This window comes from Bordetella sp. 02P26C-1, assembly GCF_009763255.1.
GTDB lineage: Bacteria > Pseudomonadota > Gammaproteobacteria > Burkholderiales > Burkholderiaceae_B > Bordetella_A.
The window spans coordinates 56210-70208 of the sequence record NZ_WSJB01000018.1 but is presented as its reverse complement, the minus strand read 5'-3'; the positions used below and the strand labels follow the sequence as shown (position 1 = coordinate 70208).

Annotated in this window: 13 protein-coding genes; 6 read left to right on the top strand and 7 right to left on the bottom strand. The window is 62.2% G+C overall.

Features of this window, described 5'->3' with window-relative positions:
- Window positions 1-562 precede the first annotated feature (562 nt).
- The 4 genes from GOQ28_RS09765 to GOQ28_RS09750 all read right to left on the bottom strand — a co-directional run bounded on the left by GOQ28_RS09765 (window position 563) and on the right by GOQ28_RS09750 (window position 3665).
- Window positions 563-1333: a LamB/YcsF family protein gene (locus GOQ28_RS09765; RefSeq protein WP_160356311.1), complete on the bottom strand. Its 771-nt coding sequence runs from the start codon at window positions 1331-1333 to the stop codon at window positions 563-565.
- A 123-nt stretch (window positions 1334-1456) separates the two neighbouring features.
- A complete protein-coding gene (locus tag GOQ28_RS09760; protein WP_160356310.1) occupies window positions 1457-2473 on the bottom strand; it encodes a biotin-dependent carboxyltransferase family protein in 1017 nt (338 codons plus the stop codon).
- Window positions 2470-3213 (bottom strand): 5-oxoprolinase subunit PxpB, encoded by a 744-nt coding sequence (gene pxpB / locus GOQ28_RS09755; RefSeq protein WP_160356464.1) that lies wholly within the window; start codon window positions 3211-3213, stop codon window positions 2470-2472. Before pxpB ends, GOQ28_RS09760 begins: the two co-directional genes overlap by 4 nt.
- A 20-nt stretch (window positions 3214-3233) precedes the next feature.
- Complete coding sequence (locus tag GOQ28_RS09750; protein ID WP_160350861.1) at window positions 3234-3665, bottom strand: VOC family protein; 432 nt, start codon at window positions 3663-3665, stop codon at window positions 3234-3236.
- Window positions 3666-3844: 179 nt separating this feature from the next.
- Here GOQ28_RS09750 and GOQ28_RS09745 point away from each other — a divergent pair, with 179 nt between their 5' ends.
- Window positions 3845-4708 carry a LysR substrate-binding domain-containing protein gene (locus GOQ28_RS09745; RefSeq protein WP_160356309.1) on the top strand — a complete coding sequence of 288 codons (864 nt, stop codon included), beginning with the start codon at window positions 3845-3847 and terminating at the stop codon, window positions 4706-4708.
- Window positions 4709-4714: 6 nt separating this feature from the next.
- On the opposite strand, the gene serA is transcribed toward GOQ28_RS09745, so the two are convergent.
- The 3 genes from serA to phoB all read right to left on the bottom strand — a co-directional run bounded on the left by serA (window position 4715) and on the right by phoB (window position 8176).
- Window positions 4715-5914, bottom strand: a complete 1200-nt coding sequence (gene serA, locus GOQ28_RS09740) for a phosphoglycerate dehydrogenase (RefSeq protein ID WP_160356308.1) — start codon at window positions 5912-5914, stop codon at window positions 4715-4717.
- 255 nt (window positions 5915-6169) lie between these two features.
- Entirely contained in the window at window positions 6170-7468 is a 1299-nt protein-coding gene (gene phoR / locus GOQ28_RS09735) for a phosphate regulon sensor histidine kinase PhoR (RefSeq protein WP_160356307.1), read from the bottom strand.
- Window positions 7469-7477: 9 nt separating this feature from the next.
- On the bottom strand, window positions 7478-8176 hold the full coding sequence (gene phoB / locus GOQ28_RS09730; RefSeq protein ID WP_160356306.1) for a phosphate regulon transcriptional regulator PhoB: 699 nt from the start codon (window positions 8174-8176) through the stop codon (window positions 7478-7480).
- 145 nt (window positions 8177-8321) lie between these two features.
- Between phoB and ubiE the strand changes: the two genes are divergently transcribed.
- The 5 genes from ubiE to GOQ28_RS09705 all read left to right on the top strand — a co-directional run bounded on the left by ubiE (window position 8322) and on the right by GOQ28_RS09705 (window position 13915).
- Window positions 8322-9092: a bifunctional demethylmenaquinone methyltransferase/2-methoxy-6-polyprenyl-1,4-benzoquinol methylase UbiE gene (gene ubiE / locus GOQ28_RS09725; RefSeq protein WP_160350866.1), complete on the top strand. Its 771-nt coding sequence runs from the start codon at window positions 8322-8324 to the stop codon at window positions 9090-9092.
- A gap of 347 nt (window positions 9093-9439) precedes the next feature.
- The gene (locus GOQ28_RS09720) at window positions 9440-10432 is read left to right on the top strand and encodes a Tim44 domain-containing protein (RefSeq protein ID WP_160350867.1); all 993 of its coding nucleotides are present in this window, start codon (window positions 9440-9442) and stop codon (window positions 10430-10432) included.
- Between the two features lie 240 nt (window positions 10433-10672).
- Entirely contained in the window at window positions 10673-11311 is a 639-nt protein-coding gene (locus tag GOQ28_RS09715) for a ubiquinone biosynthesis accessory factor UbiJ (protein WP_160356305.1), read from the top strand.
- Between the two features lie 2 nt (window positions 11312-11313).
- On the top strand, window positions 11314-12867 hold the full coding sequence (ubiB, locus tag GOQ28_RS09710) for a ubiquinone biosynthesis regulatory protein kinase UbiB (RefSeq protein WP_160356304.1): 1554 nt from the start codon (window positions 11314-11316) through the stop codon (window positions 12865-12867).
- A 163-nt stretch (window positions 12868-13030) separates the two neighbouring features.
- Window positions 13031-13915: a ferritin-like domain-containing protein gene (locus GOQ28_RS09705; RefSeq protein WP_160350870.1), complete on the top strand. Its 885-nt coding sequence runs from the start codon at window positions 13031-13033 to the stop codon at window positions 13913-13915.
- Window positions 13916-13999: the final 84 nt, after the last annotated feature.

The window sequence follows — 13999 nt, the reverse complement described above, 5'->3', positions numbered from 1 at the left end:
ATGCTTGATTTGCCAAGTGTGAGCCAGCCGTAACGTGGCGCGCGCGCCGTGAGTGGCTACAGATCCGATTTGCGAAGCTCACCGTAGCCGTTCACACGGCTGCGTCATTTGTCCATTTAGCCTCACTTCACCCCCCGGCTGCCGGCCCGCTCCTCCCGGACCGAATGCTATTACCGGGCGCGCCCGTAGGCGCCCGGTAATAGCGGCCCCGCAAGATCTTTGTCCCTGAGCACGGCTGCGCCTACGAAGCCTACAAGCGAAACCCGTCCCAGCAAAGTCACGACTGAAGACAATGCGAGTCGCTGTGGGGCAGTGGCCGCGTTGGGGCGCCTCGTGGCCGAGCGAGCGGACACCGTAGGTAGGCCCGAACGGGCCGGACGAGGTGAGCGAAGCGATGTCGGACGCGCAGGCGGCCGACCGGCCACGTGAAGCCCCAACGCGGCCACTGCCCCACAGCGACGTCCAGAAGTAATCCAGTGCCGCAACAACGGCCAAAAAAACTCAAACCCACCCAGCATGACGCCAAGCTCGGCGTAATTCACAACGACCGATAGCGTTCAGTTCAAACCGCACGAACCTCAATCCCCGCCTTGCTAAGCGCCTCCCGCAACGCCCGGGCAAACACCAACGCATTAGGCTGATCCCCGTGAATGCAAAGCGTATCCGCCTGCACGGCCACATCACGGCCGTTGACCGAGCGAACGACGCGATTCTGCACCATGTTCAGTACCTGGGCGATAGCGGTGTCCACGTCTTCGATCATGGCCCCAGGCTGGCTGCGCGGCGTCAGCGATCCATCATCCTGATACGAGCGATCCGCGAATACCTCGCTCGCCGCACGCAGGCCCAGGTCCTGAGCAGCCGCAATCAGCTGGCTACCCGCCAGACCATACAGAACAAGACTGGCGTCAACATCGCGAACCGCACGGCAGATGGCATCCGACAAGGCACGGTCTTTAGCAGCCATGTTGTATAGTGCCCCATGCGCCTTCACATGATGCAAGCGTGCCCCCTGTGTAGCAGCCACCGCGGCGAGCGCTCCGATCTGACAGACCACCATATCGTAGGCTTCTTGCGGCGTGATCTGCATGGTGCGACGACCAAAGCCAACCAGATCCGGCAGGCTAGGGTGAGCGCCTACCGCCACCTTATGTTCGATGGCTGCCGCCACGGTCTTGCGCATCGTCGAGGGATCGCCCGCGTGGTACCCACAGGCCACGTTAGCCGAACTGACGAAAGGCAGTACGGCAATGTCATTGCCCATATGCCAAGCGCCATAGCTCTCGCCCATATCGCAGTTGAGATCGATGACGAGTGATTGAGAGGCGGACATGGGGTGCTGCTCCAAAAGTGATGTGATCGGTATTGCGTCAGGTGATTCGTGTTCGACACTCAATGCCGCGTCTTCGCAGGCCTCGAGTGTGGCATTTAAAAGCGTCCAAGCCGTGCTCGGTGTTTATTTGGGCTTCGCAATGCTCTCTAAGACCGTTCTCGCGGCGGCGAGTACCTCATGAACCTGCTCAAAAGCGTCCTCGAGTTCACTGTCCAGTTGCTGCGCCTCGTCCAGCTCCACGGGTGCGAAACACACTGGTTGACCCGGGCGGCGCTGAGCCAGATCCGGCAAGTCCACTGAAATGACCTGGGCAATCTTGGGATACCCGCCCGTACTCTGTCGATCGGCCATCAACACGATTGCTTCGCCACCCGACGGCACCTGGATCGTCCCAAAGCTCGCGGCTTCGGACAGGATCTGGCGGGGAGTCGTCATGGACAACTTCGGGCCTTCCAGGCGGTAGCCCATGCGATCGGACTGCGTGCTGATGCGGTATTCCGCCTCCAGCAGTTCGCGTTGCGACTCGGCCGTGAATTCATCCCAATGCACGCCGGGCAGCACACGCAAGCGGCTACGCGGGCGTAACGCCAGCGCGGCCGGCAAATAAATGCGCACTTGCCATAGCGTTTGCGCGAGGTCGGATAAATCGTCTTCGCTGTCCGGCAGCGCGTAGCGCAAGCCGATGAGGTCGTTCTTTGTCAGGGCGCGGCCTGCATGGCCGCCGAATGCGCCACGGATGTCCGTGCTGGTACTGGCCAAGACGGGGGCGAGCTCATAGCCGCCATGCACGGCCAGATAGGCCCGCACGCCGCTTCCCGGCGTGGCCGGGCCCAGCGTCAACACATCGCCCGCGCGCGCCACCAGGGGTCGGTGATTCGGAACGGGCGAATCGTTCAACATCGCCTGCATGTCCGCGCCAGCGATGGCGAAACAGGCCGGCGCCTCGAACTGCAGCGTCGGCCCGAGCATGGTGATTTCCAGCGTGGCCAGGTCGGCCTCGTTGCCCACCAGCAGGTTGGCCAAACGGTGCGCACGTGGATCCATGGCGCCGCTGACCTGTACGCCCAAATGCTGACTACCGGTTCGGCCGGCATCTTGGAACGTGGAAAGCAAACCGGGTTTCAGGACACGTATGCTCATCGCCGAGCCTCCAACAGCCGGCGGTACTCGGCTTCTTCGATAGGAACAAACCGCACGCGGTCGCCGGGCTGTAGCAGGGTGGCTGGCGTGCCGTGCGGGTCAAACAGGGATAGCGGGGTGGCGCCAATAATGTTCCAGCCACCCGGCGATCGGCTCGGGTAGAGCACGGACTGTCGATTGGCAACCGCCACCGAGCCTGCAGGCACGGCGGTACGCGGAGAAGCGCGGCGAGGAATATTCAAACGCTCATCGTGCACGCCGATATACGGCGCCCCAGGCGCAAAGCCCAGCATGAAAACGAAAGCCCCTGGCTGCGTGTGCAAGTCCACGACTTCATCAGGCGTCAACCCCGCATGACGCGCCACGTCTTGCAGGTCAGGACCATATTCGCCGCCGTAACACACGGGGATTTCCACCTCGCGTCCGGCTTGCGTGTCGGCTTCCTGAGCTTGGGGATCGAGACCCTGGTGCAAGATCGCGTCGATCTGCGCGGCCAGCTCATGAAAGCGCGGGCGATGCACGCCCGTCGGCTGGTAATGGACGGCCAGCGCGATAAAAGAAGGCACGACGTCCATGACGCCGGGCAGGTTAGCCTCGCGCACCAGCCTTGCGGCCGCGAGGCACAGGCGACCGATCGACATGTCGATCCGATCGCCGAAATACACCATCACGCATCGGTCGCCTTGTGGGCGGATGCGCCAGGCGGTGGAACTGGAAGGAAAAGAAAAAGATTGCACCAGGTCAACCGCCTCCGAACGGATTATTTTGCAAACAACGATTCAATGTTCTTGAACGCCTTGAATTCCAGTGCGTTGCCCGACGGATCCAGGAAGAACATCGTGGCCTGTTCACCGACTTCGCCCTTGAAACGCACGTAGGGTTCGATCACGAACTTCGTGCCAGCGTCGGTGAGTTTCTTGGCCAGGGCTTCCCAGTCTTCCATCGGCAGCACGGCGCCGAAGTGGCGTACCGGCACTTGATGGTCGTCCACCGAGCTGGTCGCCTTGTGGCCACATTCCTCGGGCGACAAGTGGGCGACGATTTGGTGGCCGTAGAAGTTGAAGTCCACCCATTCCGGGGCGCTACGTCCCTCGGGACAGCCCAGCAGCTCGCCGTAGAAAGCGCGCGCTTCGGCAATATCGCGAACCGGGAATGCCAGATGGAAAGGGGGGAGAGTAGCGGGTGTGCTCATTTATGACTCCAAGTCGATAAGCGTAAATCAAAATCGTTTTGTCTGCCGGACCCAAATGTCGCAGGTTCATGCGAGCAGGTGCCGAATGCATGGTTATAAGTTTAGCGATTGTTTTTTTGATAGAAAAACGATATTTTTTCGCACTGAGCATAAATAAAATCGATGCTATATCTTAAGCTGTGATTCGAGAATTCAAGACTTTTATCGCCGTGGCGCGCGACGGAACGTTCACGGGGGCGGGGCGCTCGCTCGGTCTGACGCAATCCGCTGTCAGCGCCCAGATGCGGCGTCTGGAGGATTACCTGGGCGTGGAGCTCTTCGAGCGCACGGGGAAATCCGCCGTGCTCAACGCCGCCGGCCGCGATCTATTGCCGCAGGCCGAAGACCTCGTCGCCATGGCCGAGCGCATGGCGGTATCGGTGGGGGCAGGGCGCGTGAAAGGCCTGCTGCGCATCGGCGCGATTGCATCGGTCCAGCAGCATCTGCTTGTAGGGGCGCTCAAAGACTTTCGCGTGACCTTTCCCGATGTACGCGTGCGCGTGATGCCCGGTGTGTCCCTGTCTCTGCTGGGACAAGTCGATGCCGGGGAAATCGATATGGCCGTGATGCTGCGCCCGCCCTTTGCGTTGCCGCCAGAGCTGGCGTGGCGGCCCTTGGCGCGCGAGCCCATTGTGCTGGCGGTGCCGGCCGACTTTCCCGCTCAGAGCTGGCGCGAGGCTTTAAGCACTCAACCGTTTATTCGCTATGACCGTTCTTCGTTTGGCGGCCGGCTGGTGGATTTGTTTCTAAAAAAGCAGCGCATCGTGGTGCAAGAAGCGGTCGAGCTCGATGAGATGGACGCGATCGCCAATCTCGTGCGAGGCGGGCTAGGCGTGGCGCTGGTGCCGCGCACCCGGCAATTCGACGCGCGCGGCTTGCGTTTGGATGATCTGGGCGAGGCTGGTTTTCACCGGGAAATCGGCCTGATCGCGCCTTTGTCGCTGGAGCCGGGCTCGCCGGTCTCGCACTTGATCGAATGTTTCGAGCGCGCCTCGCGCAATTGACCCGAACTACACCAGATCGCAGCGCACCGTGATCGGATGCGCGCACAGCTTGGCCAGCACTGCTTCGCTGACCTCGCCGTCCACGTCGGTGATCACATAGCCGATCTGGCCACGCGTTTGCAGGCTTTGGCTGAGGATGTTGAGCCCTTGTTCGGCGAGCAAGTTGTCCAGCGTGCCCAGCGCGCCCGGCGCATTGCGGTGTACGTGCAAAATGCGCGCCTTGCCCGTGGGCTCCAGATACGGCAATTCCGGGAAATTCACCGCGCCCTTGGTCGTGCCGGCTTGCATGAAGCGCACCAATTTTTCCGCGACTTCGCGGCCGATGTTTTCCTGCGATTCCTGTGTGCTGCCGCCGATATGGGGCGTGAGCAGCACGTTCGGCATGCCGATCAGCGGGCTGTCTAGCGGCTCGTTCGGCCCCTTGGGCTCGGTGGGGAATACGTCCAGCGCCGCGCCACCCAGATGGCCGGATTTCAGTGCCTCATGCAACGCATCGATATCGACGACCGTGCCACGCGACGCATTGATGAGGATCGCGCCTCGCTTCATATGCGTGAGCGTCTGCGCGTTAATCAGGTTTTCGGTGCTCGCGCCTCCGGGGACGTGCAAGGTCACGACATCGGCCTGCTCCAGCAGTTCCGTCAACGTCGTCACCGCGCGGGCATTTCCGCGTGGCAGTTTGGCTTCGACATCGTGGAACACCACGCGCATGCCGATGCTTTCGGCCAGCGTGCTGATCTGCGAACCGATGTTGCCATAGCCCACGATGCCCAGCGTTTTGCCGCGTGTCTCGAATGCGCCCTTGGCGGTCTTGTCCCAGTGGCCTTGATGCACGCGCTCGTTCTTTTCAGGGATACGGCGCAACAGCAAGATCGCCTCGCCTAGCACCAGCTCGGCGACCGAGCGGGTGTTGGAAAACGGCGCATTGAACACGGGAATGCCGCGATTCATGGCGTGGTCCAGATCGACCTGATTGGTGCCGATGCAAAAGCATCCCACCACACGCAGATCGGTGGCGGCTGCAAACGCCTCGGCGTCCATTTGCGTGCGAGAACGTATGCCCACCACCTGCGCGCCGCGCAATGCCTCGCGCAGTTCGGCGGGCGGCAACGCGGTCGCATGCGTGACGATGTCGGTATAGCCCGCCGCGGCAAAGACCTCACGGGCGCTGGGATGGACATTCTCGAACAGGACGATCTTGGTCATAGGTACGGATAAGGCAAGGGCAATAAAAAGCGAGTTTTCGATGCAACGCCGCTCAGGTAGGTCGGCACGGAATGAACGCTGTTAAAGCGGAGGCCGGGCAGATGCGGCCCGGCGCGTCCGGCACGCGCGTTTCATCCATTCATTGTGAAGGACAGCATGCCCACATCAACGAGAACCCACTCGGACGGTAAGGCGATCGCGATTTCGCCGCACGGGACGTGCCTGCTCCTGTAGCGCAGTTCGTACAGGGCGCCGTCAATCGGCCGCGACACGCTCAGGCGGAAACTGCAGCGCAAACGTACTGCCGCGACCGACCTCGCTCGTGATCACCAATTCCGCATCATGGCGAATCGCGATGTGCTTGGTAATCGCCAGTCCCAGCCCCGTGCCGCCCACAGCGCGCGAGCGCCCGCGATCCACGCGATAGAAGCGTTCGGTCAGCCGGGGAATATGCTGGGCGGCGATGCCGATGCCCGTATCCTGCACGCTGTAGCGCGCGCCGCCATCGGGTGTGCTTTGCCAATTTACCGTGATGGTTCCGCCTTCCGGGGTGTAGCGCACGGCATTGGTGAGGAGATTTGACATGGCCGAGGACATCTCGGATTGCGCCCCGAGGACATCGACGGATTCATTGATGTCCCACTGAAAATTGTGTCGTCCTGCCGAAAGCGCCTCGATTTGCTGGCGTAGCGTCAGCAGTACCGTGGGCGCCTGCACGGGGCGCAGATCCGAAACAGGCGACGATTCCAGCGTGGACAGCGTGAGCAGGTCCTCGACGATCGCCTGCATGCGCGCGGCCTGCTCGTGCATCAGGCCCAGATACTGACTGCGCTGTTCATCGGTCAGTGCATCAGAGGGCATGTCGCGCAAGGTTTCCACAAAGCCCGCCAGCACGGTCAACGGCGTGCGCAGCTCGTGCGACACATTGGCGACGAAGTCGCGGCGCGTCGTTTCCAGCTTCTCGATCTGCGAGACATCGCGCGTGATCAACAGACGCCGGTCGCTCGCATAGGCCGCCAGATGCATCATCATGGCGCGCTCCTGATCCCCGTGGGTAAGGCGCACGATGATGGGCTCGGACCATTCCTCGCGCTGCGCGTACGCGACAAACTCGGGCGCGCGCAGCAGATTCAACAGATTCTGGCCGCGATCGTCTGGCAGGCTGAGGGACAAGTGATGCCGCGCCACGCGATTACACCATTCGAGGTGAAAGTCCCGGCTCAGGGTCACGATGCCGTCCGGCAGGGCCTGGGCGGCAGACAGCATGCTTTGCATGGTGGCGCGCGCCTCGGTCAGTTCGCGGGCGCGGGCGCGCGTATAGCGATAAAGCGGAGCGAGAATGTCGTCCCAGGGGCCGACAGAGGGTGGCGGCGCGGTTTCCGGGTGATGGGCCCAGTGCGACACCGCGCGCATACGCCAGGCGCGCCACAGCAGCAAAAACACCAGCCCGCCCGAGAACGTTATCCAACCGGCCGGATCGCCGATGAGCCGTTGCAAGCCCCAGGCGAGCAGGGCCCACAGGACAAGCAGGATGAGGGTGCGCAGCCAGATCATCGCGGCGGCTTATCGCGCGGGCGGCCTGGCGGTGAATCGGTACCCGCTGCCGCGCACGGTTTCGATGTGGGCGTCATGCCCCGAGGGTTCCAGCGCGCGGCGCAGCCGCCGGATATGTACGTCCACTGTACGCTCTTCCACAAAGACATGATCCCCCCACACCTGATCCAGCAGTTGCGAGCGTGAGAAGACCCGTTCGGGATGTGTCATGAAAAAGTGCAGCAGCCGGAATTCCGTCGGCCCGATGGCCAGCGGCGCATCGTTGCCCAGCAGGCGATGCGTCGTCGGATCGAGCTTGAGCGCGCCCACCTCGATGATGTCATCGGTCAGCTGTGGCGCACGGCGGCGCAGCACCGCCTTGATCCGGGCGACCAGCTCTTTCGGGGAAAACGGCTTGGTGATGTAGTCGTCGGCGCCGGCCTCCAGGCCGTCGACTTTGTCCTGTTCTGCGCCTTTGGCCGTCAGCATGATGACGGGCACGCCGCGCGTGCGTTCGTTGGCGCGCAGCTTGCGCGCCAACGCCAGCCCGGAGGTCCCGGGTAGCATCCAGTCCAGCAGAATCAGGTCAGGGAGCTCGGCGCTGATGAGCGTTTGAGCTTGCTCGGCGTCGAAGGCGCGCAGGACTTTATGGCCGGCAAACGACAGATTAACGGCGATCAATTCCTGAATGGCGGGTTCGTCTTCGACGACGAGAATGGTACTCGACATAAGCAGTAGGGCACAGGGAGCGCGTGAGCGCGAACGTGACGATAGTATGGCCGTAATATTTCAGGTATGTGACGAATCGCGTCGCGGGCGGCCATTTCTGTTGTGACGGGCCTCGATCGGCTACCATTGCGGCATATACCGGGCTATGACTATGCAACAACAACCTGATTCTTCTTCCGATTCGACCAGCACCCATTTTGGCTTTCAATCGGTTCCCGAAAGCGAAAAGGCACGCAAGGTCGCCGAGGTCTTCCATTCGGTGGCCTCGCGCTACGACGTCATGAACGACCTGATGTCGGGCGGTCTGCATCGTGTGTGGAAGGCGTTTACCATCGGCCGCGCCGCGGTGCGCCCCGGCATGAAGGTGCTCGATATCGCGGGCGGCACGGGCGACCTGGCCAAGGCATTCGCGCGCCGCGCGGGGCCGACGGGCGAAGTCTGGCTGACGGATATCAACGATTCCATGCTGAGAGTCGGGCGCGATCGGCTGACCGATGCCGGCTTGCTGCTGCCCACGGCGGTCTGTGACGCAGAAAAGCTGCCTTTCCCGTCGGGCTATTTTGACCGCGTGAGCGTGGCGTTCGGCCTGCGCAACATGACGCATAAGGACCAAGCATTGGCGGAAATGCGCCGCGTGCTGAAACCGGGCGGCAAATTGCTGGTGCTGGAGTTCTCGCGCGTGGCCAAGCCCTTGGCGCCGGCGTACGACTGGTATTCGTTCAATATCCTGCCGTGGCTGGGCAAAAAAGTAGCGGGCGACGAAGCCAGCTATCGTTATCTGGCGGAATCGATCCGTATGCACCCCGATCAGGATACGCTGGCCGACATGATGCGCACGGCGGGTCTGGATCGCGTGCAGTATTTCAATTTGACGGCGGGCGTGGTCGCCTTGCACGAGGGCGTGCGGCTGGAGTGATCTGGTCAAGGGCGTACGGCTGAGGCGACTTGGCGAGGGGCCTGCCGGATTGTGTCCCCCTCATCCGCGTCAAGCCGTGACGCATGCACCCGACGCGGCCTTGCCTGCATGGCCAGGCGGGACGCGAAAGCCAGGTCGATGACGAGTGCCCGAGCCCGAGCCTTAACGTCACTCCTCAAATACCTCGTAAACCGACCAAAAATTCGTACTTGTCGATCGCCGGCGAGTCCGTTATTCTGTGTACATTCAGCTTTCTGTCAGGAAGCGTTCAGAAAAGCCGGCTGCCTCGCGGGGAGCCGGCGGACAGGGTTCTAATCGGGCCCTGAATTTGTCAGGAGTCACCATATATGTCTCGATCCGGATTCTCCCGGTTTATCGCCGCCGCGCTGATCGCGGTAGCGAGCACGTCCATGCTGGTCGTATCCTTTGACGCCGAAGCCCGCCGCGCGGGCGGGGGCGCCAGCGTAGGTCGCCAGTCCACCAATGTGATGCAGCAGCGTCAGGCGACCACGCCGCCGGCCGCATCGACCACGACCAATCGCGCCGCCGCACCGGCTGCCGCTGCAGGCACCGCTGCGGCTGGCACGGCTGCTAAAAGCGGCATGTCCCGTTGGTTAGGCCCCATCGCCGGTATCGCCGCCGGTCTGGGGATTGCCGCGCTCCTGTCGCATATGGGCCTGTCGGGCGCGTTTGCCGAGGCGCTCTCCAGCATGCTGCTGATCGCGTTGGTGATCTTTGCCGTGATCTTCATTGTGCGCCGTCTGCGTGGTGGTGGCGCGCGCCCGGCCATGCAGGGTGCGTATGGCGCGAACAACGCCCGTCAAGGCCAATCGCAACAGCCCATGTGGCGTGAATCGCTGTCGCCCTCGGCGGCGGCTCCGGCTGCCCCCGCAGCGGCTCCTTCGGCCGCCGCGCCCAGCTCCGTGCCGGCGGCTGGCGATAGCGACAACTGGTTCATCCCAGGCGACTTCGATCAGACGACGTTCCTGAAAAACGCCAAGGCGCAGTTCGTGCAAATCCAGGCGATCTGGGATAGCGGCGACACCGACCGTCTGCAGGAGTACCTCACCGACGATCTGATCTCCGAGCTCAAGCAGCAGCTGGCCGAACGTGGCGCGACGCCCAACAAAACCGAGGTTGTGCTGCTCAATGCCGAATTGCTCGGTATCGAGACCGTGTCCGACGGCCATCTGGCGAGCGTGCGCTTCTCTGGCATGCTGCGCGAGGCGCCGGGCACCGAGGCGTTCCGCTTCGAAGAGGTCTGGAACCTGTTCAAGCCCCAACAAGGCGGCTGGCTGCTGGCTGGCATTCAGCAGATTCCGGTGGAATACGCGAGCTGATCGGTTGCGCGAGTGGGTCGATGCGCGATGCACGGCCCACGCTGGGAATGGCAATTGCTAGGGCATGGCCATGCTGCTGCCCGAATATTCTCTAGCCTTCCACGGGGGGCGCCGCCATGGCGGCGCCCTCCTTATTTTTTGCGGCGATCCGTCCGATTCGAGGCATGAAGTCGCCGACCCGGTAAACTGCGGGTATCTCTGTTTTTCAGGCGTTGCACCTTCGTGAGCCCGCTTCAGACAATGCTGCCTTTTTCTCTACTGCCTACTCCGTCGCAGGTCGCCGTCCGTACGCTGAACCGTTTGCTGTCGCGCGAAGACTGGGCGCGTGAACGTCTGGCACGCCACGCGGGCAAGACGGTACGCTTTGCATTGGGCGGCTTTGTCACCGGACTGGCCATCAATAGCGAAGGGTATGCGGATCAGGCGGATGCGGCAGTGGTGCCGGATGTCACCCTGACCGTGGACCCGGCGAAGTTCAATCCGCTGGGCCTGTTACCCGGGCAAAAAAAGCCCGATGTGGTCGAGGCCACGCACATCGAGGGCGATGCTGGCTTGGCCCGCGTGGTGGCCGAGCTGGCTGAAAAGCTGCGCTGGGATCCGGAGGACGAGTTATCGCGTCTGGTGGGGGATATCCCCGCGACACGGATGATGGCGGGTGCGCGCGTCTTGAGCGAGAGCGCACGCGCGGCGGTGACGAGCCTGGGGCGCAACGTATCCGAATACCTGGCCGAAGAAAGCGGCGCCCTGGCTGGCGCGCCGTTACTGGCACAGTGGCGGCTGGATTTGGCCGAGCTTGACCAGCAACGCGAGCAGGTCGCCCGGCAGGCGGCTGCCTTGGAAGCGCGCCTGGCGCGACTCGACGGTCAACGGGGCGGGTGACGATGTTTAGTTTCCTGCATATTCTGCGTATTTTGGGCGTGGCGTACCGGTATGGGCTGGACGACCTTGCGTTATCGAGTCTGAATCACCCGCTCGCCCGCGCGTTGCGTTGGACCTTGCGTCTGGGGCGCCGGCCCAAAGCCCCGCGTGGACTGCGACTGCGCCGTGCGTTGGAATCGCTGGGCCCGATCTTCGTGAAGTTCGGGCAGATGCTGTCGACGCGGCGCGACTTGATCCCCGCCGATATCGCCAACGAGCTGGCCTTGCTCCAAGACCGCGTGGCGCCGTTTCCGTCGGCTCAGGCTGCCGCCTGCATCGAGGCCGCATTAGGGGCGCCGCCCGCGCAGCTGTTTGCGCATTTCGAGGTGGATCCGGTCGCATCCGCATCCATTGCGCAGGTGCACTTCGCGGTGCTGCACGACGGTCGCGAGGTTGCCGTCAAGGTGCTGCGTCCTGGCATGCGCGAGGCGATCGAGCGCGATCTGGCGCTATTGCACTGGGTCGCGCGCATCATCGAGCGCACCGGCCCCGATGGCCGTCGGCTCAAGCCGCGCGAGGTGGTCGCAGAATTCGATAACTATCTGCACGACGAGCTCGATCTGGTGCGCGAGGCGTCCAATTGCAGTCAGTTGCGCCGCAATTTCGACGCGGCCTCCGGGCGTGGCGATTGGCTGATTGTGCCGGAAGTGATCTGGGAATTCACGACCTCCACCGTGTTCACCATGCAGCGCATGTATGGCATTCCGGTGGGGCAGGTGGATCGGTTGCGCGCGGCCGGCATCGATATTCCGAAACTCGCGCGCAGCGGCGTGGATATCTTTTTCAGTCAGGTGTTTTCGGATGGTTTTTTCCATGCCGATATGCACCCGGGCAACATCTATGTATCAGACCAGCCCGAGACGCTGGGTCGATATATCGCGCTGGATTTCGGCATCGTCGGTTCGCTGTCGGAGTTCGACAAGAACTACCTCGCGCAGAATTTCCTCGCGTTTTTCCATCGCGATTATCGTCGCGTCGCGCAGCTGCATATCGAATCCGGCTGGGTGCCAGCCGATACCCGCGAAGAAGAACTCGAGGGCGCGGTGCGCGCCGTTTGCGAACCGTATTTCGACCGACCATTGTCGGAGATCTCTTTAGGTCAGGTGCTATTGCGTCTGTTCCAAACCTCGCGCCGTTTCAACGTGGAAATTCAGCCGCAGCTCGTGCTGCTGCAAAAGACCCTGTTGAACGTTGAAGGGCTGGGCCGGCAATTGGACCCGAACCTGGATCTCTGGAAAACGGCGAAACCTTATCTTGAAAACTGGATGCGGCGACGCATCGGTTTGGAAGGCTTGCGGCAAACCTTGACCAAGGAAGCAACCCAATGGTCACAGACGCTGCCGGCCTTGCCACGTTTGATGTACGAGCGCTTGAGTCGTCCTGACACATCGCCGTACCTGCTCGCGGAAATGACCCGGTTGCGCCAGGCGCAGGAGCAGAACAATCGCTTGTTGGTCGCCTTGACGGCGGTGCTGGCGGTTGCAGTGGGAGTGGCCCTTTGGGCGCTGACTCGCTGAGCAGTTGTTAGTGTGCGGTCATGACTCTGTCGTGCAGTGTCACGGCAGTTTCGCATGCGACAGCGATAAACACGCTTGCGTGATGTGCGCACAGCGACTGAGCCGTGATGACACGGCGTTTACCTACAGAGGCGCCCCGAGCGGGAATACATAGGGCCAAAACATGCTTTATCCTGAACTTTTCAAGACCATGGAAGCCGTGCGCTGGAACATGGCGAGCGATATCCCCTGGCACGAATTCGATCGCAGCAAGCTGTCGGACGAACAGGCGTACACCATCAAGATGAACGCCATCACCGAGTGGGCCGCGCTGCCCGCGACGGAGATGTTCTTGCGCGACAACCGCGAAGACAGCGATTTCTGCGCGTTTATGTCGGTCTGGTTTTTCGAAGAACAAAAGCACTCGTTGGTGTTGATGGAATACCTGCGCCGGTTCTGCCCGGAGCTGGTGCCCACCGAAGAGGAGCTGCACAAGATCCGTTTCGAGTTCGACCCGGCGCCCGAGCTCGATACGTTGATGCTGCATTTCTGCGGCGAGATTCGTCTGAACCACTGGTATCGTCGCGCCGCCGAATGGCACACCGAGCCTGTGATCCGCGAGATCTATCGCACGATCTCTCGCGACGAGGCGCGCCATGCTGGCGCGTATCTGCAGTACATGCGCCGCGCGCTGCATGACCGTGGCGAGCAGACCAGCGAGCAGGCGCGCTTGTCCTTCTCCAAGATCGGGGTCTTGATGGCCTCGGCGGGTCGGACATCGCAGGCCATGCACCCGACCAATCTGCACGTGAACAAGGACCTGTTCCCCAACGATACGGTGCAGTCGCGACTGCCCGAGCCGGGCTGGCTGGAAAACTGGCTGGACTCGCAGATCCGGTTCGACGATGTGTGGGAAGGCAAAGTCGCATCGCGCATTCTGCACATTCTGTCCAAGCTGCTGGGCAGGAGCTTTGACACGGTCAAGGATCTGAGCCGCTACCGTAAGGAGGTTTCGAATCTGATCTCCGCGCGCGAGCCGCGGCCGATTATCGTGCCGGTCGGGGCATAAGGAACGATTTGGTGCATCGGGGCCGGCTGGGATTGGCTATCAGGCAATCTGCGCATAGGCCGCCCCATAACGCCCGAATCGTCT

Excerpts from the sequence above, each read along its gene's own strand:
- phoR (WP_160356307.1), bottom strand. The coding sequence starts at position 7,468 with ATGATCTGGCTGCGCACCCTCATCCTGCTTGTCCTGTGGGCCCTGCTC.
- GOQ28_RS09705 (WP_160350870.1), top strand. The coding sequence starts at position 13,031 with ATGCTTTATCCTGAACTTTTCAAGACCATGGAAGCCGTGCGCTGGAAC.
- GOQ28_RS09750 (WP_160350861.1), bottom strand. The coding sequence starts at position 3,665 with ATGAGCACACCCGCTACTCTCCCCCCTTTCCATCTGGCATTCCCGGTT.
- phoB (WP_160356306.1), bottom strand. The coding sequence starts at position 8,176 with ATGTCGAGTACCATTCTCGTCGTCGAAGACGAACCCGCCATTCAGGAA.
- ubiE (WP_160350866.1), top strand. The coding sequence starts at position 8,322 with ATGACTATGCAACAACAACCTGATTCTTCTTCCGATTCGACCAGCACC.
- GOQ28_RS09765 (WP_160356311.1), bottom strand. The coding sequence starts at position 1,333 with ATGTCCGCCTCTCAATCACTCGTCATCGATCTCAACTGCGATATGGGC.
- GOQ28_RS09715 (WP_160356305.1), top strand. The coding sequence starts at position 10,673 with ATGCTGCCTTTTTCTCTACTGCCTACTCCGTCGCAGGTCGCCGTCCGT.
- serA (WP_160356308.1), bottom strand. The coding sequence starts at position 5,914 with ATGACCAAGATCGTCCTGTTCGAGAATGTCCATCCCAGCGCCCGTGAG.
- GOQ28_RS09760 (WP_160356310.1), bottom strand. The coding sequence starts at position 2,473 with ATGAGCATACGTGTCCTGAAACCCGGTTTGCTTTCCACGTTCCAAGAT.
- ubiB (WP_160356304.1), top strand. The coding sequence starts at position 11,314 with ATGTTTAGTTTCCTGCATATTCTGCGTATTTTGGGCGTGGCGTACCGG.
- GOQ28_RS09720 (WP_160350867.1), top strand. The coding sequence starts at position 9,440 with ATGTCTCGATCCGGATTCTCCCGGTTTATCGCCGCCGCGCTGATCGCG.